The organism is Chondrinema litorale (genome assembly GCF_026250525.1).
Taxonomy (GTDB): Bacteria; Bacteroidota; Bacteroidia; order Cytophagales; family Flammeovirgaceae; genus Chondrinema; species Chondrinema litorale.
Map to the genome: position 1 here is coordinate 268086 of NZ_CP111043.1, position 20906 is coordinate 288991.

The window sequence follows — 20906 nt, forward strand, 5'->3', positions numbered from 1 at the left end:
AAAATTACCGGAAATAAGTTTTATATTTAATACAAATTAATCTAAAAATAGTTATATTAAATGCAGGAATTATTTATCATAACGAGTATCATTTTTAAACAATTTATCGTTTTGTTGCATAACCCGCATTAAATTTTCTTTCTTTGCGGGGCAAATTTAGTACAAATTCATTAACTAATGGCAAAGATCAAATACTATTATGATACTGAGACTTGCAGATACGAAAGAGTTAAAACCTCACCGCTTGAATATGTAATTAATGCATTGGGTTTACTTTTCGTTTGTGTAATATTCGGTATTTTCTTCGCCTGGGCCTATTTAGCAATTTTCCCTTCGCCTAACGAACTAAAACTGGTTAAGGAAAATGAAGAGCTCCTCTATCATTACAATAGTATGAATAAGGAGTTGAAGAATGTCCAAAATATGATGACAGCTTTGCAAAAAAGAGATGATGATATTTATAGAACCATCTTTGAAGCAGAGCCAATTCCTATGGAGATCAGACAAGCTGGTACAGGTGGAAGTCAAAAGTTTCAAGATTTACTTGAAAGTAGACTCGAAAGAGAAGGGCTCATCATTAATTCTTTAAACAAGATTGATGTAATTAAAAGACAGATGTACATTCAGTCTAAGTCTTTTGATGAAATTGTAGAGCTTGCTCGCTCTAAACAAGAGATGCTTGCGCACATTCCGGCGATACAGCCAATAGCCAACAAAGAATTAAAAAGATTGGCATCTGGATATGGTATGCGTTTCCATCCAATTCTTAAAGTAAGAAGACTACATGCAGGTTGTGATTTCTCTGCTCCATTAGGCACTCCAATTTATGCCACAGGCGATGGAAAAGTAGTTAAAGTTCAAAAATCAAATCGTGGATATGGCAATCAGGTTGAAATCGATCATGGATTCGGTTACATCTCTAAATATGCCCACATGTCTAAGTTTGAGGTAAGAGTTGGTCAAAAAGTAAAAAGAGGACAAATTATAGGCTTAGTTGGTAATACAGGTTTATCTGTTGCACCACACTGCCACTACGAGGTAATTTACAAAAACAGAAAAGTTAATCCTGTAAACTACTTCTTTAATGACCTTACTGATGAACAATACGAAGAAATGGTAAAAATTTCTTCTCAAGAAAATCAATCATTGGGTTATTAATCTCTTAATAAAGATATTTTTTTTAAACAGCGGCTACCTAGTCGCTGTTTTTTTATTATAATATTGTTTTTTGATCAATATTTTTTAGAATTGTTCGATAATAACAGATTTTAGATTCTTTTAGCCCCGAAATTTTTTCCTTTTATATGGACATTGAAAAAAGATATTATTCTATTGGAGAGGTTGCTGATATGTTTCAGGTTGCTACTTCTCTTATCAGATTTTGGGAAGGGCAGTTCAATACCATCAAACCTAAGAAAAACAAAAATGGTGTAAGACAATACACTAAACAAGATATTGATGCAATACGCACTATATATCACTTAGTAAAAGAAAAAGGATTTACTCTTAGTGGTGCTAAAGATGCACTAAAAAATCAGCCTAAAATTAATGAAAGCTTAGAGGCAATTAACTCTTTAAAAAAGGTGAGAGAGTTTTTGGTTACGCTAAGGTCACAAATTAGAGAAGAAGAACAGTAAATATACCCTATCTCATAAATAGCCCATCTTTTTGCTAAATCGGCTAAAGCTAAAAACATAGATTTTCATTGCAATTTAGCACTCTTTTTATGGATAAAATTACCTAGCTTTGCACCCTGAAACTACATAGCGCAAGCTTATAATAATTTTTAGCTAATTAAATTTGAAGCAATGATTATAGGTGTTCCTAAAGAAATTAAAAATAATGAAAACCGTGTAGCACTTACACCAGCAGGGGCTAAAGCACTAAGCTCATTAGGCCACAAAGTTTTCGTTCAAAAAAGTGCAGGTGAAGGTAGCGGTTTTGCTGATGAGTTGTATGAGGAGGCAGGCGCAAACCTTTTACCTACAATAGAAGAAGTATACGATAAGGCTGAAATGATTATGAAGGTGAAAGAACCTATTGAGCCTGAGTATGAATTGGTAAAAGAAAATCAGTTACTATTCACTTATTTCCACTTTGCTTCATCTGAGCCATTAACTAAGGCTATGATAAAAAGTAAATCAGTTTGTATTGCTTACGAAACTGTTGAAAAAGCTGATAGAACACTTCCATTGTTAATTCCTATGTCTGAAGTAGCAGGTAGAATGGCAGTTCAGCAAGGAGCAAAATATCTTGAAAAACCACTTAAAGGTTTCGGTATTTTATTAGGAGGTGTACCGGGTGTAAAACCAGCAAAAGTATTAATCTTAGGTGGTGGAATAGTAGGAACACAAGCAGCTAAAATGGCAGCAGGTTTAGGTGCAGATGTAACAATTATGGATGTTAACCTGCAAAGACTACGCTATTTAGACGACGTTATGCCTGCAAATGTGCATACTATGATGTCTAATGAGTACAACATCAGAGAATTAATTAAAACTCATCATTTAATAGTTGGCGCTGTGTTGATTCCAGGTGCTAAAGCTCCAAGCTTAATCACAAGAGATATGCTAAAAGATATGCAACCAGGAACAGTACTAGTAGATGTTGCAGTTGACCAAGGTGGTTGTATCGAAACTTGTAAGCCTACTACTCACCAAGAACCTACTTTTATTATTGATGATGTAGTTCATTACTGTGTGGCAAATATGCCAGGTGCTGTGCCTTTTACTTCTACATTGGCACTTACAAATGCTACTTTGCCTTATGCTATTCAATTAGCAAACAAAGGCTGGCAAAAAGCAACTAAAGAAAATAATGAATTAAAACTTGGCTTAAATGTGATTAACGGAGATGTAGTTTACAAAGCAGTAGCAGATGCTTTTAATCTACCATTCAAAAATGTTGAAGAGTTAATCTAAGAGTTTTACAAAAAACATATAAAAAAAGTCATCCAGTTATTGGATGACTTTTCTTTTTTATACCAAGATAAACTTTAGAGTTTAGGTTGCACACCAGTATAATTAAAAGGAGAAACCTCTTTTAAACTAGCTTTTAACTCATCAGAAATTTCAAGGGTTTCTATAAAAGCGTGAATACTTTGCTGCGTAATTTTTTCATTTTTACGAGTAAGAGCTTTCAAAGCTTCATAAGGTTTTGGATAGCCTTCTCTTCTTAAAACTGTTTGGATCGCTTCTGCAACTACTGCCCAGTTTGCTTCCAAATCCTCAGCCAATTTATTTTCGTTCAGCTCTAATTTACCCAAACCTTTTAATAAAGATTGTAAAGCAATACTAATATGCGCTACTGGCACACCAATATTTCTTAAAACAGTAGAGTCTGTTAAATCTCTTTGTAAACGAGAAACAGGAAGCTTAGCAGCCAAATGCTCTAAAATTGCATTTGCAATACCAAGATTACCTTCCGCATTTTCAAAGTCGATTGGGTTTACTTTGTGAGGCATTGCTGAAGAACCCACCTCTCCTGCTTTAATCTTTTGTTTGAAATAACCCAGAGAAATGTATTGCCAGATATCTCTACTTAAATCAACCAGTATATTGTTCATTCTTTTTAGCAAGTCGAACCAAGCTGCAAGAAAATCATAGTTTTCTATTTGGGTGGTAAATAATGCACGATCAAGCCCTAAACCCTCATTTACAAACTTGTTTCCGAATTCTATCCAATTATATTCAGGATAAGCCAACTGATGCGCATTAAAATTACCTGTAGCTCCACCAAACTTAGCTGAATATGGTATTGCAGCGGCAGTTTTAATTTGTTGCTGTAAACGATAAGCAAAAACAGCTATTTCTTTACCTAATTTTGTAGGAGAAGCAGGCTGGCCATGAGTAAAAGCCAACATAGAATGTGCATCCCATTGTTCAGCTAAAGCTTTAAGTACTTCAAAAACTTTGTCAAATTCTGGAAAAAGCTCTTGCTCAAAAGCTTCTTTTAAAGACAGTGGAATTGCCGTATTATTAACATCTTGAGAAGTAAGGCCAAAATGAACAAACTCCAGTACATTTTCTAAACCCAAAGCAGTCATTTTTTCTTTGATGAAATACTCAACTGACTTTACATCGTGGTTGGTTACTTTTTCAGTTTCTTTAATGGATTGAGCATCTTCTAATGAAAAGTTCTCATATATGCCTCTTAAAGATTTTTTATTCTCCTCAGTAATTTGAGTTAATTGTGGTAGAGGAATTTCTGCTAAAGCGATAAAATATTCAATCTCAACTCTTACACGATAGTGAATCAGTGCAAACTCTGAAAAATACGTCGCATAATTACTTGTCTTATTCCTGTAACGCCCATCAACAGGTGAAATCGCTGTAAGCTCTTCTAGTTTCATCTTTTATAAATTAAGTACAATTACTTTGGTTAAGTACCGGATTATATATAAGCTAAATAGCTCTTTTATTTGAATTGAATTCTGATCTAAATTAAGAAAGCTGCAAAGTTAAAAAATTAAGACTTACAGGGCAGTTAGAACTTTAATCTTTGATCGTTTTTTTTGAATTAATGATCGTCAAACCTTGATTAAAGCGAATATTTTGGCTGTTTTTCTGTGAAATTCTTGAGATTAAGACATTTTTTAAAAAATCTCAAAAAAATTAAATAATATTTCATTAGAGAGCTTGTGATTATATGTGAAAAAAATTACTTTTGCACATCTTAAAAAGACACAAGTTAATACCTATATAAATATTTGATATGCTTATAATTAAAGTAAAAGATAACGAGTCAATAGACAGAGCACTCAAAAGATTTAAAAAGAAATTTGAAAAGACTGGCGTTCTAAAAGAATTAAGAGCTAGAAATTTTTATGAGAAACCTTCTGTTGCTAGAAGAAATCAAAAATTGAAAGCTGATTACAAGCAGAAAATGTACGCTAAGGAAAATTATTAATCTGTGTTATCCATAGCACAAATGAAGGCTACAAAATAATTGTATTTTGTAGCCTTTTTTTTATATTAGAATAAGCATAATCTTAATCTTAATATATGCTTATCTCGTAAATATAAATACAACTACTAATAAGCATATGATCACAAATTTTTTAAACTATCTGCAGTACGAAAAGAGGAGTAGTATTCACACAGTAAGTGCTTATGAAAACGACCTAAAACAGTTTAACCAATTCTGTTTAAATCACCTTGGAGTTAACGAAGAAGATTTTGATAGCACTCAGGTAAAATTTGATACTGTAAGAGCTTGGGTAGTTCAATTAATTGATAATAAAATCACACCTAGATCTGTAAACAGAAAAATAGCTTCTATAAATGCTTATTATAAATTTTTGTTGCAAAAAGAGTTAATCGCAGAGCTTCCTACCAAAAAACTTAAAGCTTTAAAATTATCTAAAAGATTACCTTCTTTTGTAAAACAACAAGAGATAGATCACTTGTTTAATCCGTCAATTTTTGCTGAAAACAAATATCCAGACAGAGACCGTCTTATTATCGAATTATTATACGGAACAGGAATCAGACTTTCTGAATTGATAAACATTCAGGTTGCAGACATAAATTTTGCAAATAATACACTTAAGGTTTTAGGTAAAAGAAACAAAGAAAGGCTCATCCCCTTACATCAAGAATTAATAGAAAGTTTAAAGTCGTTTATTGCAATACAAAATAAATCTGAGGCTGCATACCTTATTACTACACCAAAACATAATAAGGCTTATCCTTCTATGATTCAGAAAATTGTAAAAACCTATTTATCAAAAGTATCTAGCTCAGAAAAAAAGAGTCCGCACGTGTTAAGACACACATTCGCAACACACCTATTAAATAATGGAGCAGAACTAAATGCCATAAAAGATTTACTTGGCCATTCTAATTTAGCTGCAACCCAAATTTATACGCACAATTCGATAAGCAGGCTCAAGAAAATATTTAATAAAACACATCCAAAATCATAAACCAGTTATATGAAAATACTCTAAAATTAAATAACTTAAAAACCATTTTAAATAAACTAATATAACATACTTCAATAAGTTTAATTTTAAGATTAACCGGTTATGCCGAATATCTTATTGTTACTATTAAAATTTTTGTAAACTTAAAACACTTAAAATTTACATCTATGAAATTACAAATGCATTCATTGCACTTTACAGCGGATCAAAAGTTACTAGACTTTATTCAAAAGAAAGCAGATAAACTAGAAACTTTTTTTGATAGAATTCTCGATGGTGAAGTCTTTTTAAGAATAGATAAAGGCGACCATTCAAAAGAGAACAAGATGGTGGAAATTAAGCTTAATATTCCCGGTAATACGCTGTTTGCAAAAGAACATGCAGCATCTTTTGAAGCAGCAACCGATTCTGCAATTGAAGCATTAAGACGACAACTAAAAAAACATAAAGAAAAAAACCTAACTGGTTTTTAATAATATCACAAGCAACGGTTTTGGATTAACCAAAACCGTTACTCTCCCTCCTATTCTTTCATCCTGCTCTGTACGCTTTTTCAGTATTTATTCTTTTAAATTCTATCTTATGAAAATCGTTTACAAGCACATCTTTCTAATAGTTTTTTTCTTCACCACATACAATTTTTGCCATGCCCAAAATATCACAGGCACAGAACATCAAATCGATATAGAAATTAACGAATGCTACGATAAAAACCCTAGCAAATTAGGCATAATGGAATGCGAAATTATGGGTTATCAAAAATGGAAAACAGAAGTTGACAGAGTATTTAACCTCTTGCTAAGTAAGTTAGATAGTGAGAGCCAACTTATACTAAAAGAACAGCAAAGAGCTTGGGAAGCACTTACAAAACTACAGTTTGAACTAAACGAAAAATTATATTCAAATCAGGTTTCTCTATTGGCTACAATCACCACAGATTTGATGCGAAGGCGTGCCATGGAATTACAATCTCATTTAAATGTACTGCAATAAATAAGGTATCCATATAGATGAACACCTTATAACCATTTCACAAATTTGAGCTTATAAGATTTAGGCTAGAGTGATTTTCTTTTTATATAGGAAAATTTGTTTAGTTGCCTTTTTAAGTCATTTTCTTTTATCATTCTGGCTATTTCTTTACTCATCATCATATAATCGGTAGAAACTACATCTATTCCACCGCACAAAATCTCTTTTATTGGGCTATCGTTATAAGAAATAACGCCAGTATCTACACCTAATATCAGGCTTTTGTCTTTCATCTTTTTTATCAAATCAATCAAGTCTTCTTCTAGAATTACCAAATAAGCATTTCGTCTTTCTACTTCGCAGTTTGATAAGCCATACTCAACGTTAAACTTGAGTTTATTATGAAAACAGAAGTTTCTAAAGCCAGTAATTATTTTTTCGCAATAACCAGACTTTGTCTTATCTGGAAATATCAAGTTAAACTTCTCATACTTTTTTAAATGCAGTGTTGCTTCAGAAAGTGCATTGTAGATATCCCATTCAAAGTCTTGATAAACACCTGCATATGAGGCATTTAATCCTTCAATAAAGTAGTCCATCAATATTAACTTTTCGGGAGAAAAGCGCTTGATTAGCTTTAAAACCTCAGGTTGGGGAGCATCAAACTGTGGTACTAATACGATGTGATGGAAATGATTAAGGCCATCATCAATTACTTCGTTCATTATGCTTATATCACCATTGTGAATGAGCAAATCAATAATTGTATTATCGCCAAAAGCTTCAGCAAACTTCGAAAAGATAAACTTTTTGTAAGTACTGATTTTGTTAAATACAACTAGTATTCTCTTTTTACCTATGCATTGCGTATTGTTAATGTAAAATCCCTTACCTCTTACAGAAACAATTACACCTTTGTCTCTTAACTCATTATAAGCCTTTTCTACAGTGTCTCTGGATAGCAGATATTCAAAACTGGTCTCATTAATTGAAGGGATTTTTTGACCTTTTTTGAATTTTCCGATGTGGATGTCAGCAATTATAGAATCTACAACTTGCTTGTACTTTGGAATTCTCGAATAGTTGTTTATAGTCTCAGCAGTATTCATTTTCATATGGTTAATTAATAGCCAGTACTTAGTTTCATATTTAAACTAAGTTAGTTTTTTTCTTGAGAAATAAAAAAAGTTAGCAATTAATTTTATCAATAAATGCAAAAATTTAGGCAATACTCTATAAAACATTGCCAAAATACTATCAAAATAGAGAGGTAAATTGTCCAATTTCAGGATTTAAAAATTGATACTTACACACTTAGAGATAATTAAAAATGTCTGGTATCTTTGAGCTTTAAAAACAATATACCAATAGAAAAACATGGCAGTATCTGCTTTTGACATATTAAATGAGCTTAAAAAAGGAAAATATGCACCACTCTATTTTTTATATGGTGACGAACCTTTTTTTATAGATAAAATTTCTGAATACATAGAAGAGCATGCACTTACAATAAGTGAAAAAGGCTTTAACCAAACTATTATTTATGGTAAAGATTTATCTATTGGTAAATTACTTGAGAGTGCCAGAAGCTTCCCGATGATGGCTAAAAGGCAAGTAATTATTATAAAAGAAGCGCAGGCATTTCAAGATATTTCTAAAAAAGACGGACAAGACCTTTTAGCTAAATACGCACAAAATCCCACTCCTACAACAATTCTTGTATTCTGTTACAAGCATAAAAAACCAGATGCACGAACAGAAATGTTTAAGGTGCTAAATAAACATGCTGTTCTGGTAGAAAGCAAAAAGATATACGACGATAAACTACCCGGTTGGATAAAACAGTATTTTAAAGAAATAAACTATAGTATTCAGGAAAAAGCCGCATTTATGATGGCTGAATTTATTGGCAACGATCTGAGCAGAATTACCAACGAAGCCGATAAAATGGTGATTAACTATCCTGAAAATACAGAACTTACTTCAGAGCATATTCTAAAACACATTGGTATTAGCAAAGAATTTAATGTTTTTGAACTGCAAACGGCACTGGCTAAAAAAGATGTGTTAAAAGCAAACAAGATCATTAACTACTTTGCATCCAACCCAAAGGATAATCCGTTAATACCAATAATATCTTTATTGTATAACTATTTTACCAAAATACTTTTACTGCACGATAACAAAGGAGCTTCTAAAGACGAACTAGCAAGAAAACTTAGAATTAGCCCCTATTTTTTAACTGAATATCAAACGGCAGCCAGAAACTATCCGGTAAGTAAAGTGTTAAATAATATCCATTACATCCATCAGGCTGATTTGTATTCTAAAGGAATCGAAAGTGTAAAAAAGGATTCGGCGATTCTAAAAGAACTGATTTTTAAAATTTTACATTAAATATTTTAAAGAAGTTTAGTTTAACAGCTAATAGAAAGCAACACAATAGTTGTTTTACTAAATATTTTTTATATTTGAATAGACCACCAATAAACAATTACCATGATTCAAGAATATAGTAAATACACTGACGATGACAGGTTTGCTTGGAAAAGCTTGTTCGATAGGCAAATGGAAGTTCTACCCGGCAGAGCTTCTCAAGCTTACTTTGATGGCATAAAAGCTATAAATTTTAGTAGAGACAAAATCCCTCATTTTGAAGAAGTAAATAAAGTTTTAAAATCAATTACAGGTTGGCAACTAGAGGTTGTAAAAGGTTTAATAGACAATAAACTATTCTTTGAACTTCTCGAAAACAAAAGATTTCCAGCAAGCACATGGTTTAGAAAACCTGAGCAATTAGACTACCTTGAGGAGCCAGATATGTTTCATGACGTATTCGGACATGTGCCATTATTAACCAACCAACATTTCTTTAAGTTTTTAAACGGCCTAAGTAAAATTGCCCTAAAAAACATTAAAAATGAATATGCAATAGAGCTTATATCAAGGCTTTATTGGTATACTGTAGAGTTTGGGTTAATAGATAATGAAAATGGCCTCAAAATCTACGGAGCAGGCATTTTATCTTCTAGTGGAGAGTCTATTTATTGCCTATCTAATAAGCCTGAAAGAAGACCTTACAATGTAGCCGAAATCATGAACACTCCCTATATCAAAGATAAATTTCAGGAAAAATACTGGGTAATAAACTCATACAAACAGCTTTTCGAATCGGTTGATGAAATCGAAGAAACACTCGGAAAAATGCTTGTTACCAATCATAATTAATCGGAAACTTTTAAATTAGTTCGAGACGTTACAAGGTAAAAATCGAATTTATGAAAATTCATCCGGGAAGACTGATCCACCTGGAAGGAACTGATAATTTCAGAGATCTGGGTGGTTACAAAAACAAAGAAGGACTTACTGTAAAATGGGGCAAACTCTATAGGTCTGGCAGACTAAATAACCTTTCTGAAAGTGACCATGAGATCATCTCCATTCTTAAAATTAAAACCATTGTAGATTTTAGGAAAAAAGATGAAATAGAGAAACATCCCAATATTTTGCCAATAGAAAACAAAATCAATTCTGTAAACCTGCCTATTACTTCTGGTGTAAATGGAGCTGGCTTAACCAGCAAAATTCTCGCAGGTGAAAAAAACATTCATGTAGATGGGCACGAAATGATGCTCAATGCTTATACTTTTTATTCGACCAAAGCACAGGAAGAATATAAAGAGTTTTTTAGGCTATTGTTGAAAAATGATAATTGCCCTCTCCTATTTCACTGTACTGCGGGTAAAGATAGAACCGGTTTTGCAGCAGCTATGCTTTTAAGTGCTTTGGAGGTTCCAAAAGAAACCATTTTTGAAGATTACTTATTAACCAATCATTACAGAAAAGCATTTAATGAAGCAAAAATGGCTGGTGCAGATGATGATAAAGAGCTAGAAACCATCAAATCTTTTGTGGAAGTTAGAAATGTTTATCTCGAAAAATCTTTCCAAGAAATTGAACAGTTAAGTGGCTCGGTTGAAAATTATCTCTTTTCAGAACTGAAATTGGGTTCTGAGGAAATAAATCAACTTAGAAGAAATTTTCTGGAATAGCTGCTTATTGCATTTGCATTAACTCTCTGGCACTTTGAAAAGCAGTCTCACTTGGATTTGCTCCGCCAATCATTGCCGCTATTTCTTTTATTCTTTCGTCTTCGGTTAATTTGCGTAACTTACTTACAGATTTTACTGCATTATTATCTTTATATACAAAATAATGCGCATCACCTTTAGCTGCGATCTGAGGTAAGTGGCTAATAGCTATTACCTGATGGTTTTCAGACATTTCTTGCATCATAATTCCCACTTTAATAGAAATCTCACCCGAAATACCTGTGTCTATTTCATCGAAGATAATAGTTGGTAACTGAGTTTTACCTGCCAGAATGTATTTAATAGAAAGCATTAAACGAGAAAATTCTCCACCAGAAGCTACATTCTTTAATTCTTGAGGCTCAATACCTTTGTTAGCCGAAAACAAGAAATTATAATCATCAAATCCAGAAGAAGTGGCTTCGATTATTTGATGTTTGATATGTAAACGTGCATTAGGCATTCCTAATTGATTCAAAAGTGCCGCAATCTGGCTTTCCAGATTTTCTTTTACAGCATTTCTTTTTTCAGTAAGAGTAGCACCTAGTTTTTTTACCAATTGAAACTTCTCATTTTTCAATTTCTCAGCTTTTTCAAGCTCTCCATCGAAGTTGAGCACTTTATCTACTTTTTCTTGTAAATCGTTTCTAATGGCAAGCAGTTCTTCTACTGTTTGCACATGGTGTTTTTTCTGTAGCGTGTAGAGATTATCCAGTTTATCTTGCAAAAAGCTAATCTGCTCATGGTCTAAAAATAAATCACTCTCCTCACCCTCTACTTCCAAATTAATATCGCTTAACTCTATCTGCACACTTTCTATACGCTCTTTAAGCTCATTAAACTTAGGAGAAAACTGTTTGATTTGCCCTAAAGCTGCTGCTGCTGATTTTAAACCCGCTTCTACAGAAAACTCAGCATTAGCCAAATATTCTAAAACTGTGTTGAGATTAGATTTAATGGTTTCTGCGTTTTCCAGCTTTTCTAACTCAGTTTCTAACTCAGCCTGATTTAAATTGTCTAGCTCAACTTTATCTAATTCATCAAATAAATGCTGGTTAAAATCGAATGCTTTCTGCATTTCTCGGCTTTCTTCCAACAAAGACTTATAAGCCTTTTCAGCCTTTTTAAAGTCGCGATAAACTTCTTTGTATTTAGCCAATTCTGCACTAGTTCCTGCAAATGCATCAATCACATTTAACTGAAAACCCGAAGTACTCATTAAAAGGTTATCGTGCTGAGAGTGAATATCCATTAACTTGGATGAAATGGTGCGCAATGCATCCAATTTTACCGGAGTATCATTAATAAATGCTCTTGACTTACCACTTGGTGTAATTTCTCTTCTTAGGTATGAAACTTCTGCATAGTCTAGCTCCTGCTCATCAAACAAACTTTTTAAGTGATAACCCGAAACATCAAAAGTACCTTCAATAATGCACTTCTCTCCTTCGTCAAAAAGCACTTTGGTATCAGCCCTATTTCCCAGCAATAAGCCCAATGCACCTAGCATAATAGATTTACCTGCTCCCGTTTCGCCAGTAATAATATTTAACTTGGCAGATGGTTCAAGTTCTAATTGTTGAATAAGTGCATAATTTCTAATGAGCAAATGTTTCAGCATAGATTGAAAGCAAAAATTAACTTCTGAATTGATACAATACCTTGGTCAAAATTAGCAGATTAAACTAATCTATCTAAACTTTAACCGAAATATAGTTTTGATTAATTAATCGATAAATAGAATTACAAATAACTTTTAGCGATTTCGAGTGCCTGCATTCCATATCCTCCTCCAAAAAGAAAATAGTGATTTAGATAATGGTATAACATATATAAATTATTTCTCTCTCTCCACTCAGCAGGTAAAGGAAAAGTTTCTTCGTAAGCAGCCCAAAAACGAGAAGAAAAACCGCCAAACATAGTAGTAAGCGCTAAATCGAGTTCTCTGTCTGCATAAGCAGAAGCAGGATCAATTAAAGCTGGACCTTTTTCTGAGTACATATAATTACCCGACCACAAATCGCCATGATTTAAAGCAGCATCTGGTTGATGCCCAATTATTTCTGGTAATTTATCTAGCAAACTATCGTAAATTTTTAATGAGTGGGAATCTAGCGGTCTTTTAGCCTTTATCTGATTTAACAAATTACCCAATCGCTGATCTCTATAAAAATCTATCCAATTGTTTTGATGAGTATTATCCTGCAAAGTAGCACCACAATAATTATCGTGAGCAAAGCCAAATTGCTTTTGTGTAAACTGATGTATTTGTGCCAATCCTATCCCCAATGCTTCATCTTGGCTACTTCTGTCACTGGCTGGCGACATAAATTCTGTAATCAACAAAGCAGGAAAAGTATCAACAGGCTCTAAAGCCAAATACACTTCTGGTATAGCTAAAATAGAACCTGCCTTTTTTAATTCGGTGAGGCATTCGGCTTCTCTCAGAAAAAGATCGTCTGGACAATTGGCATTCCATTTGGCAAAAAAAACACCTTTGTTAGTTACCAGTTTCGACGCAGCATTGATGCAACCACCACTCAGAGATGATACATCTTGCAACACAATGCCACTATCAATTTCTGACTGCAAACAATTTTCGAGATAGCTGTAGTTCTTATTACTCATTCTTATTTAATCTTTACTAGCGTAGCACCATAGCCAAATTTCTGCTTATGCGCATCTTTAAAATAGGCTACATGCTGGTGTCCGCTTAATCTTTGATGTATAGCAGCCTTTAAAACTCCCGCTCCTACTCCATGGATAAAAATAATCTCGTCTACTCCATTAAAAATGGCTTTATCCAACTCGTCCTCAAAGTAATTAAGCTGTCTGGATATAATTTGTTCGTTTGAAAGACTCAAAGCTTGCGGATCAAACTTTTCGATGTGTAAATCCACCTCTTTTCTTCCACCTTGTTTTGCTGCACTAAAATCAGTTTTTGTTACTTCGGTAATGTGCATATTTTTACCACCAGTAAGGCTTTCTTTTAACTTTTCAGGATCGATGGTTTTGGTTTCTTCATCAATCTGGAAACAATAACCTTCTTTACCTAAAAGCGGAATTTCTTTTTTGTGCTTAAAAAAGCTATTTGCTCTAAATTTCAATCTAGTAATAAGTGGCGCTGGCAAACTAAATTTACCTTGAGTAAAATATAAAACCTGAAAAACAAAAGCTGGCCATTTTTCAAACTTATCGATATTTACTTCGTGAATTTTCTTTACTTCACGGCTTCTTAAAACCCCAGAGCTAATTCCCATAAAGTTCTTGCCTTCTTCTTCACAAAACACATATGAAAGCTGCATATCGGTATTATTTGCCAAATGCATCTCTAACATTTTATCATTATAATGATGAAAACCCAAGAATATACCTTTATGAGCATGAACAACTACTGGTTCTTTAGTCTCTTTTTTCGAATCTGACTTTTTTGTTGGAACTTCATCACCAAAAGCTTTTTTCTCAGATTCAGAAATCACTACTAAATCTGTTCTCATATATGGAATTCTAAAACCATCTTCAATTTCTACTTCTACCTCCATACCAGAAATAAAACTGGTTACCACGCCTTCTTCGCTACCACTAATGCTTCTAACTCTGTCTCCTATATTCATAATTTTAAATAATTTCTGTTGATTGTGTGCAAAAGTACCAATTTCAAAGAGAGAATATATTATTCTAAAAACTTAATCATCTTTATGCGGTAGAGGTTTACCACAGTGCGGACAAAACTTATAGCTATCATCGTTTTCTCTGGCTTTTTTCTCCTTCTCTTTATTGATTCTATCCATAAAAGCTGAGCTCAAAATACCAGTTGGCAATGCCACAATTCCAATACCGAGTACAGCAATTACACCACTAAGAAACTTACCCAAAGCAGTAACCGGATAAATATCACCATAACCTACTGTAGTAAGTGTTGCTACAGCCCACCAAAATGCTTGTCCAATATTGCTAAAAGATTCTGGCTGCGCTTGATTTTCTATGTTATACATAAGGGATGAAGCCACCAACATTAAAATAAAAGCCACAAAAAGTGTCGCTCCCATATCACTCCAACACTCTTTTAAAACTGAAAAAACCAACCTTAAGGAACTGTTGTATCTATTGAGTTTTAAAATTCTGAGTAGTCTTAATAAGCGAAGCAGTCTTAAGAATCTGAGATCGAGACTTACAAAGAATGGCAAATAGAAAGGTAAAATGGCCAATAAATCAATTAAACCAATTGGCGAAAAAATAAATTTAATGGCAGAAGTTACCCGTGATTCTGATGGATAAAGATAATTACTTGTCCAAATTCGAAGTGCATATTCAAGTGTAAAAACAATTACAGAGAAGTATTCAAAAGCAGTAAAAATTACGCCTATTTTATCATTTAATTCTTTGTATGAGGCTAGAATAATAGCCAATACATTTAATACAATTAAAGTGGTAATCCAAAAATCAAATTTCTCTCCTGTCTCATCACCTGATAGTTGTGCATTCAGGATGTTAAATGTTTTCTTTTTGATGTTCATAGAAGTCGTCAGCTAAGATATCTTTTGTAATTGCTATATTAAGGAGGATTCTACCCAATAAAAACAATATTGAACTAAAACTAAAATTTTAAACTTGATCTGTTTGTCCTTACCAACTCATTGAATTTACTTTGGAAAAAAATTAATCATGAACTACACAGAAGAGATAAAGAAAGAGCTGGAAGAGGCACAAACGGTACTTGAAAAATTTCTTTCAGATAAAAAGAATCTGGAGTTGATAGAACATGCTGCCCAAACGATTAGCAATGCATTTAAAAATGGCAAAAAAGTACTTTCTTGTGGAAATGGTGGCTCTCATTGCGATGCCATGCATTTTGCAGAGGAACTAACTGGTCGATATAGAGACGAAAGAAGATCCTTCCCTGCAATTGCCATTTCTGATCCAAGCCATATTTCTTGTGTAGGTAATGATTATGGTTACGAGTCTATATTCTCTAGATATGTAGAAGGAGTTGGTTTTGAAGGAGATGTTTTGCTAGGAATTAGCACAAGCGGAAACTCTGGCAATGTAATTAAAGCTTTTGAAGTAGCTAAAGCAAAAGGTATAACTACTATTTTACTTTCTGGAAAAGATGGTGGCAAGCTAGCTCCAATAGCAGATATTGCTTTAGTGGTTCCTCACTTTGGTTATGCAGACCGCATACAAGAAGTGCATATCAAAATCATCCATATTTTAATTATGCTGATTGAAAAAATTTGCGCATAAAAAAAGTACTTGTCATCTGCTGGCAAGTACTCCTCTATAATCTCTTTGATGAGACTTATTTTTCCATTCTTCCTTTTTCGTGCTTTTGCAATTTCATTCCAATAAAAGTTGCAGTTGCCAACAAAGCAAAGAAGAAAATATAAGCCAATAATTGCATATCCATAGTACTGTATGTTTTTAGTTGCTGAATTTCCAGCCACAAAAATAGGAATTGAGAAATAATTTAAAAGCTATCTCTAAAAACGTTCTAAATTTAATTTCTTTTATTGAGCAGCAGCTCTTTTTAATCTGTCGTTTATTGCGGTACCTAAACCGTTTTCTGGCAGTAATTCTGTGAAAATTATCTCTGGCTTTACTTCTGAGAAATAGCGCAAGAAAGCGAATAAATTACGAGCAGCCTCAGTAAGGTCTCCACTTTTAGACAGTACTTTCATAAATGGCGCTGGTACTTCATCATAAATATCTTTAAAAGACAACACAGCAAAGTTTTTACCTTGATGTGCTTTCATCAATTCTGGAATATTACCAATCTCTAGTTTTATACCGGGAGAATAGTGTTTCTCTAACATTCCGGGAGCAGAAGGTTTTGAGCTGGAAGTTGCTTGCACTTCAACCTTACCAATTATCTTTTCAATTTCTTCTATGGCTAAGCCACCTTTTCTAAAAATTGTTGGTACACCATTAGGAAAACCAACAATGGTAGACTCCACTCCTACTTCACAAGCACCTCCATCCAGAATGTAATCTACTTTAGTACCTAAATTATTATTTACATGAACCGCGGTTGTTGGGCTTACATAACCAAATGGATTCGCACTTGGCGCCGCCAATGGAAATGGAATTGACTCAAGCAACTGTAAGGTTAGTGGATGTTTGGGAATTCGAACGCCAACAGTATCTAAACCACTTGTTACTATTGGAGGTACCATATCTTGTTTAGGTAAAACCAAGGTAAGCGAACCTGGCCAAAAAGCCTCTGCCAAAGCCAATGCCGCTTCGGGAATATCTTTAGTAAATGATTTTATCTTTTCTATGGAATTGCTATGTAATATCAGCGGATCGAAACTGGGGCGATTTTTAGCCTTAAAAATATTACTTACAGCTGTGGCATTAAATCCATTTGCTGCAAGTCCGTAAACTGTTTCGGTAGGTATTGCCACCAATCCTCCTGTTTCTAAAGTAGCTTTCGCCTTTTCAATATTAACACCTGTCTCTGCCATGTTCAATTTCTTTTGCTATGCAAAAAAAGGAAATAACTTTTCAAATTCATCAGGCTTATAAATCAATTCGTCATATAGCCTTCGCATTTTGGTGACATTTTTTTACAATACTTTACCTAATGATGACAATATGTGTACTAAAAACAGTTAATTTAGTGACAAGGTAAATGGAAATAGAAAAAAGACTACCCCGCTAATTCTATAATTAAAACCAACTTCCCATGAAAGTTTTATTTTACCTTTTACCCTTAAGCTTTCTATTTACTTCATTTAATAACAAAAGCGAGGAGTACGAATTTATTGAAATCGTCAACTTAGTAAGGAAACCTGTTATAAAAGGTTCCATTAACGGTAAAGACGCCTATTTTTTAGTCGATACCGGATCTGACTTAAGTTTCTTAAACATTAATGACAAAGATTACTTTGATTATGAATTCCACAAAAATTTTAAAGGAATTAACATTAATGGTATGGGAGGCAAAGTATATGGAGTTAAGCAAGTTTCAGGAGCAAAACTCCAACTAGGCACTCAGTACATCTATGCACGCTTTTTAAGCTGTGACATCCAGAAGCTTGTAGATTCGTTTGAAGCTACTTCAAACATTAAGATTCATGGCATTATCGGCTCTGATACCATGATAAACTATGGTTTTAGAATCGATTACGAAAACAGACAAATAGGAATTGCAATCAAAGACAAGCTTTACACTAAAAACTAAGAACATTTCTAATGTTTGAAATACCGTAAAACGGTAATTATACTTCGACATTAATAGAAAAGCTTCTTTTAGAAGCTTTTTCTTTATATTTTGTTTCATTTGTAAAACTACAATCAAAAAAGTTACTCTTAGAGGAGTAGAAATTTAATATTACAATTTAAATGGGTTGATTTCTAATCTATTATTAGCAACCCATAACAACGAACAGATTGATTTAACCACAATTTTTTGATAACATCAAAATGTTGAAGAAATCATAAAATGAACAAACTATTATTATTAATACTGCTAGAACTCACTTTAATTAACAATGGCTTTGCAACTGAGCTGGTAAGAATTCTAGACCTAAGTGGATACTGGAAATTTTCTATTGGAGATAATCCAGAGAAAAAAGAAAAAGAGTACCGAGATGCACATTGGGATGAAATTAAAGTACCCGATAGCTGGGAAAACCAAGGTTATAATGGTTACGATGGCATTGCTTGGTATCGCAAAAGTTTTGATGCTAAAGTGTTACCCAAAAACAAAAAGGTATATTTAAGACTAGGATATATAGACGATGCTGATGAAGTTTATCTTAACGGAAAATTAATTGGTTACTCAGGTAAATTTCCTCCACGCCCTAAAACTGCATATAGGGCTTTTAGAGAGTATTTTGTACCTCAACAATACATTGACTGGGAAGGCCCTAACATTATTGCTGTAAGAGTTTATGATCATTTCTATGATGGTGGTTTTACCAGTGGCGATATTGGATTATATTTTGACAACTCCGTTGAAAGTTTGAATATCGAACTGGAAGGCATCTGGAAATTTAGAACTGGCTCAAATGATAAATGGTTTGAAAGTGATTATAATGACAGCCAATGGGAGCCGATTCTAGCTCCTATGTTTTGGGATTTACAAGGTTATAAGCATTTTAACGGTAAAGCCTGTTACCGAAAAACAGTTTTTATTTCGAAAGAATTGGCTAAACAAAATCTGACCCTCATCCTCGGAAAAATCGACGACTTTGACGAAGTCTATTTCAATGGAGTACTAATAGGTGGCACCAACGATGGTAAAGGTTTCGGCAATAGTTATTCCTATCTACAAGAAAGAAGATATAAAATTCCGCCAAGCCTAATCCGAAAGGATGACTACAACACCATAGCAATTAAAGTGATTGATATTGGCTATAATGGAGGTATGTATGATGGCCCTCTGGGAATTCATGTAAATTAAACCTCAAAATATGCAACCCTACTAGATTTTATCAGTCTTTAATAAGAAATAAAAAATTTAACATGAAACATATATCATTTTTACTAATTACATTTTTTTTAGGCTTCACACATCTTCAAGCTCAAAACCACATAAGAGGTAACGGAAACGTAACCAAAGAAAATAGAAGTGTTGGCAGTTTTGACGCAATCGATATTGGTGGAGAAGTAAATGTATTCCTTACACAAGGCAATAGTAACAGTATCGAAATAGAAGCAGATGAAAACCTACATAAATATATCGTTACCGAGGTGCACGGAAGTAAATTGACCATTAAAAATGAAAAAGATATTAAGGATGCAAAGGCGCTTAATGTATACATCGAGTTTAAAGAAATAAACGAGCTGCATGGTGGAGGTGCAACTGATATTGTTGCCTATACTGCAATTTCTACTTCTAATAATTTTGATCTTTCTGCGAGTGGTGCAGTTGATATAGAACTTAAAAAAGGATTAAAGTGCGGAGACTTAAATGTGGGTTCAAGTGGTGCATCTGACTTATATATTAAAAACTTAGTAGCAAAAAAAGTAGATGCACATGCTTCTGGTTCTTCTGATCTAGAAATGGATGGCACAGCAAATAGCATTGCTCTTTCGGCTTCTGGCTCTTCTGATATTAGCGCAAAAAATCTGGTTGTAAAAACTGCTAATATCTCTGCCAGTGGTTCTTCTGATATTTACATTAATGTAACAGAGAGCATCATTGCAGAAGCTAGTGGTTCTTCTGATATTTACTATAGTGGCAACCCTGAAATTCAAAGAATTAAAACTGGTGCTGCTGCAGATATTGTAAAGCAGTAATTTAGAGTACTTCGAAGTCTTTTAAATAAGTTTTGAGGTAATCTTTAATCAAAGTAAAGTATTCAACTTTAAGGGCATAAATAATAATTTCAATTCGTTTATGCCCTTCTTTTTCTCCTACTAGTTTAACTTGAGGAGCCTTTTTAAGCGAAGACCAAGGTGCATTAAAAACGATTTGCCTAATATTTTTTACCTGTGCCATTACCTCATGCGTACTTGTTTCTTTGAGAAGAATTTCAAAACGATGGCTCTTTATTCTCTCACCCGGATTAGATTTTACCTGCATCTCAGCAGAAACTTTACTAAAAGGAATATTTACAGTTTCGCCTAAATCAGTTTCTAAAACCATGGCTCTGTAACCCAATTTTGTAATCTGTCCGGTTACATCCATTACCTGTATGCGATCGTTTACTGCAAATGTTCCCTCTGTTTTAAGAATAATTCCTGCAACAATATCTTTCACCGCAAACCAAGAAATCCAGAATAGCGCTACGATTATTATTAAAAGAATAGCAACTGAGCTCCAAACCGAATTTGGAACCAACCAATTAATTCCGACAAGGAAAAATATAAACCAAACAGAACCTTCTACAGGGGGCAACAGTCTCCGTATCCACATACGATAACTGCTCTTCATTACAGTTTTGTTGGATAACCTCTCTAAAAATCTG

The 20906-nt window shown here is 33.5% G+C and carries 22 protein-coding genes; 14 read left to right on the plus strand and 8 right to left on the minus strand.

The genetic code is table 11. The annotated features are described in order from the left end of the window. Positions 1 to 177: 177 nt before the first annotated feature. The 3 genes from OQ292_RS01175 to ald all read left to right on the plus strand — a co-directional run bounded on the left by OQ292_RS01175 (position 178) and on the right by ald (position 2921). The gene (locus tag OQ292_RS01175) at positions 178 to 1158 is read left to right on the plus strand and encodes a M23 family metallopeptidase (protein ID WP_284684216.1); all 981 of its coding nucleotides are present in this window, start codon (positions 178 to 180) and stop codon (positions 1156 to 1158) included. Between the two features lie 146 nt (positions 1159 to 1304). Beyond that, the gene (locus OQ292_RS01180) at positions 1305 to 1637 is read left to right on the plus strand and encodes a MerR family transcriptional regulator (protein WP_284684217.1); all 333 of its coding nucleotides are present in this window, start codon (positions 1305 to 1307) and stop codon (positions 1635 to 1637) included. A 171-nt stretch (positions 1638 to 1808) separates the two neighbouring features. Then, complete coding sequence (gene ald, locus OQ292_RS01185; protein ID WP_284684218.1) at positions 1809 to 2921, plus strand: alanine dehydrogenase; 1113 nt, start codon at positions 1809 to 1811, stop codon at positions 2919 to 2921. Between the two features lie 74 nt (positions 2922 to 2995). Here the strand turns inward: ald and purB are convergent, their stop codons facing one another. Continuing rightward, the gene (gene purB / locus OQ292_RS01190) at positions 2996 to 4351 is read right to left on the minus strand and encodes an adenylosuccinate lyase (RefSeq protein ID WP_284684219.1); all 1356 of its coding nucleotides are present in this window, start codon (positions 4349 to 4351) and stop codon (positions 2996 to 2998) included. A 362-nt stretch (positions 4352 to 4713) separates the two neighbouring features. On the opposite strand from purB, the gene rpsU reads away from it, so the two are divergent. The 4 genes from rpsU to OQ292_RS01210 all read left to right on the plus strand — a co-directional run bounded on the left by rpsU (position 4714) and on the right by OQ292_RS01210 (position 6919). Continuing rightward, positions 4714 to 4908: a 30S ribosomal protein S21 gene (gene rpsU, locus OQ292_RS01195; protein WP_284684220.1), complete on the plus strand. Its 195-nt coding sequence runs from the start codon at positions 4714 to 4716 to the stop codon at positions 4906 to 4908. Positions 4909 to 5044: 136 nt separating this feature from the next. After that, a complete protein-coding gene (locus tag OQ292_RS01200; protein WP_284684221.1) occupies positions 5045 to 5926 on the plus strand; it encodes a phage lytic cycle repressor MrpR family protein in 882 nt (293 codons plus the stop codon). 167 nt (positions 5927 to 6093) lie between these two features. Beyond that, positions 6094 to 6399 (plus strand): ribosome hibernation-promoting factor, HPF/YfiA family, encoded by a 306-nt coding sequence (gene hpf, locus OQ292_RS01205; RefSeq protein ID WP_284684222.1) that lies wholly within the window; start codon positions 6094 to 6096, stop codon positions 6397 to 6399. Between the two features lie 109 nt (positions 6400 to 6508). Then, positions 6509 to 6919: a lysozyme inhibitor LprI family protein gene (locus OQ292_RS01210; RefSeq protein ID WP_284684223.1), complete on the plus strand. Its 411-nt coding sequence runs from the start codon at positions 6509 to 6511 to the stop codon at positions 6917 to 6919. A 65-nt stretch (positions 6920 to 6984) separates the two neighbouring features. Here the strand turns inward: OQ292_RS01210 and OQ292_RS01215 are convergent, their stop codons facing one another. Then, positions 6985 to 8007 (minus strand): GntR family transcriptional regulator, encoded by a 1023-nt coding sequence (locus OQ292_RS01215; protein ID WP_284684224.1) that lies wholly within the window; start codon positions 8005 to 8007, stop codon positions 6985 to 6987. A 268-nt stretch (positions 8008 to 8275) separates the two neighbouring features. Here OQ292_RS01215 and holA point away from each other — a divergent pair, with 268 nt between their 5' ends. The 3 genes from holA to OQ292_RS01230 all read left to right on the plus strand — a co-directional run bounded on the left by holA (position 8276) and on the right by OQ292_RS01230 (position 10950). Continuing rightward, complete coding sequence (gene holA / locus OQ292_RS01220; RefSeq protein ID WP_284684225.1) at positions 8276 to 9295, plus strand: DNA polymerase III subunit delta; 1020 nt, start codon at positions 8276 to 8278, stop codon at positions 9293 to 9295. A 102-nt stretch (positions 9296 to 9397) separates the two neighbouring features. Beyond that, positions 9398 to 10126, plus strand: coding sequence for a phenylalanine 4-monooxygenase (gene phhA / locus OQ292_RS01225; RefSeq protein WP_284684226.1), 729 nt, complete (start codon positions 9398 to 9400; stop codon positions 10124 to 10126). Between the two features lie 50 nt (positions 10127 to 10176). Next, positions 10177 to 10950: a tyrosine-protein phosphatase gene (locus OQ292_RS01230; RefSeq protein ID WP_284684227.1), complete on the plus strand. Its 774-nt coding sequence runs from the start codon at positions 10177 to 10179 to the stop codon at positions 10948 to 10950. 4 nt (positions 10951 to 10954) lie between these two features. On the opposite strand, the gene recN is transcribed toward OQ292_RS01230, so the two are convergent. The 4 genes from recN to OQ292_RS01250 form a co-directional block, all read right to left on the minus strand. Then, positions 10955 to 12610, minus strand: a complete 1656-nt coding sequence (gene recN, locus OQ292_RS01235) for a DNA repair protein RecN (protein WP_284684228.1) — start codon at positions 12608 to 12610, stop codon at positions 10955 to 10957. 122 nt (positions 12611 to 12732) lie between these two features. After that, entirely contained in the window at positions 12733 to 13617 is an 885-nt protein-coding gene (locus OQ292_RS01240; protein WP_284684229.1) for a fructosamine kinase family protein, read from the minus strand. Between the two features lie 2 nt (positions 13618 to 13619). After that, positions 13620 to 14603, minus strand: a complete 984-nt coding sequence (locus OQ292_RS01245) for a Smr/MutS family protein (RefSeq protein WP_284684230.1) — start codon at positions 14601 to 14603, stop codon at positions 13620 to 13622. Positions 14604 to 14675: 72 nt separating this feature from the next. Beyond that, a complete protein-coding gene (locus OQ292_RS01250) occupies positions 14676 to 15506 on the minus strand; it encodes an ion transporter (protein ID WP_284684231.1) in 831 nt (276 codons plus the stop codon). 148 nt (positions 15507 to 15654) lie between these two features. Between OQ292_RS01250 and lpcA the strand changes: the two genes are divergently transcribed. Next, on the plus strand, positions 15655 to 16233 hold the full coding sequence (gene lpcA / locus OQ292_RS01255; protein ID WP_284684232.1) for a D-sedoheptulose 7-phosphate isomerase: 579 nt from the start codon (positions 15655 to 15657) through the stop codon (positions 16231 to 16233). Positions 16234 to 16496: 263 nt separating this feature from the next. Here the strand turns inward: lpcA and OQ292_RS01260 are convergent, their stop codons facing one another. Continuing rightward, positions 16497 to 17453 (minus strand): L-threonylcarbamoyladenylate synthase, encoded by a 957-nt coding sequence (locus OQ292_RS01260; protein ID WP_284684233.1) that lies wholly within the window; start codon positions 17451 to 17453, stop codon positions 16497 to 16499. Positions 17454 to 17674: 221 nt separating this feature from the next. On the opposite strand from OQ292_RS01260, the gene OQ292_RS01265 reads away from it, so the two are divergent. The 3 genes from OQ292_RS01265 (at position 17675) to OQ292_RS01275 (ending at position 20235) form a co-directional block, all read left to right on the plus strand. Then, the gene (locus tag OQ292_RS01265) at positions 17675 to 18172 is read left to right on the plus strand and encodes a pepsin/retropepsin-like aspartic protease family protein (protein WP_284684234.1); all 498 of its coding nucleotides are present in this window, start codon (positions 17675 to 17677) and stop codon (positions 18170 to 18172) included. A 261-nt stretch (positions 18173 to 18433) separates the two neighbouring features. Then, on the plus strand, positions 18434 to 19396 hold the full coding sequence (locus tag OQ292_RS01270; RefSeq protein WP_284684235.1) for a hypothetical protein: 963 nt from the start codon (positions 18434 to 18436) through the stop codon (positions 19394 to 19396). A gap of 62 nt (positions 19397 to 19458) precedes the next feature. Beyond that, positions 19459 to 20235, plus strand: coding sequence for a head GIN domain-containing protein (locus OQ292_RS01275; protein WP_284684236.1), 777 nt, complete (start codon positions 19459 to 19461; stop codon positions 20233 to 20235). Between the two features lies 1 nt (position 20236). On the opposite strand, the gene OQ292_RS01280 is transcribed toward OQ292_RS01275, so the two are convergent. Further along, positions 20237 to 20872 carry a mechanosensitive ion channel domain-containing protein gene (locus OQ292_RS01280; protein WP_284684237.1) on the minus strand — a complete coding sequence of 212 codons (636 nt, stop codon included), beginning with the start codon at positions 20870 to 20872 and terminating at the stop codon, positions 20237 to 20239. Positions 20873 to 20906: the final 34 nt, after the last annotated feature.

Coding starts and splice junctions, on each gene's coding strand:
- OQ292_RS01200 (WP_284684221.1), top strand. CDS start 5,045: ATGATCACAAATTTTTTAAACTATCTGCAGTACGAAAAGAGGAGTAGT.
- OQ292_RS01180 (WP_284684217.1), top strand. CDS start 1,305: ATGGACATTGAAAAAAGATATTATTCTATTGGAGAGGTTGCTGATATG.
- rpsU (WP_284684220.1), top strand. CDS start 4,714: ATGCTTATAATTAAAGTAAAAGATAACGAGTCAATAGACAGAGCACTC.
- OQ292_RS01215 (WP_284684224.1), bottom strand. CDS start 8,007: ATGAATACTGCTGAGACTATAAACAACTATTCGAGAATTCCAAAGTAC.
- OQ292_RS01245 (WP_284684230.1), bottom strand. CDS start 14,603: ATGAATATAGGAGACAGAGTTAGAAGCATTAGTGGTAGCGAAGAAGGC.
- OQ292_RS01270 (WP_284684235.1), top strand. CDS start 18,434: ATGAACAAACTATTATTATTAATACTGCTAGAACTCACTTTAATTAAC.
- OQ292_RS01240 (WP_284684229.1), bottom strand. CDS start 13,617: ATGAGTAATAAGAACTACAGCTATCTCGAAAATTGTTTGCAGTCAGAA.
- OQ292_RS01250 (WP_284684231.1), bottom strand. CDS start 15,506: ATGAACATCAAAAAGAAAACATTTAACATCCTGAATGCACAACTATCA.
- lpcA (WP_284684232.1), top strand. CDS start 15,655: ATGAACTACACAGAAGAGATAAAGAAAGAGCTGGAAGAGGCACAAACG.
- OQ292_RS01230 (WP_284684227.1), top strand. CDS start 10,177: ATGAAAATTCATCCGGGAAGACTGATCCACCTGGAAGGAACTGATAAT.
- OQ292_RS01260 (WP_284684233.1), bottom strand. CDS start 17,453: ATGGCAGAGACAGGTGTTAATATTGAAAAGGCGAAAGCTACTTTAGAA.
- recN (WP_284684228.1), bottom strand. CDS start 12,610: ATGCTGAAACATTTGCTCATTAGAAATTATGCACTTATTCAACAATTA.
- OQ292_RS01265 (WP_284684234.1), top strand. CDS start 17,675: ATGAAAGTTTTATTTTACCTTTTACCCTTAAGCTTTCTATTTACTTCA.
- phhA (WP_284684226.1), top strand. CDS start 9,398: ATGATTCAAGAATATAGTAAATACACTGACGATGACAGGTTTGCTTGG.
- purB (WP_284684219.1), bottom strand. CDS start 4,351: ATGAAACTAGAAGAGCTTACAGCGATTTCACCTGTTGATGGGCGTTAC.
- OQ292_RS01210 (WP_284684223.1), top strand. CDS start 6,509: ATGAAAATCGTTTACAAGCACATCTTTCTAATAGTTTTTTTCTTCACC.
- OQ292_RS01280 (WP_284684237.1), bottom strand. CDS start 20,872: ATGAAGAGCAGTTATCGTATGTGGATACGGAGACTGTTGCCCCCTGTA.
- hpf (WP_284684222.1), top strand. CDS start 6,094: ATGAAATTACAAATGCATTCATTGCACTTTACAGCGGATCAAAAGTTA.
- holA (WP_284684225.1), top strand. CDS start 8,276: ATGGCAGTATCTGCTTTTGACATATTAAATGAGCTTAAAAAAGGAAAA.
- ald (WP_284684218.1), top strand. CDS start 1,809: ATGATTATAGGTGTTCCTAAAGAAATTAAAAATAATGAAAACCGTGTA.
- OQ292_RS01275 (WP_284684236.1), top strand. CDS start 19,459: ATGAAACATATATCATTTTTACTAATTACATTTTTTTTAGGCTTCACA.
- OQ292_RS01175 (WP_284684216.1), top strand. CDS start 178: ATGGCAAAGATCAAATACTATTATGATACTGAGACTTGCAGATACGAA.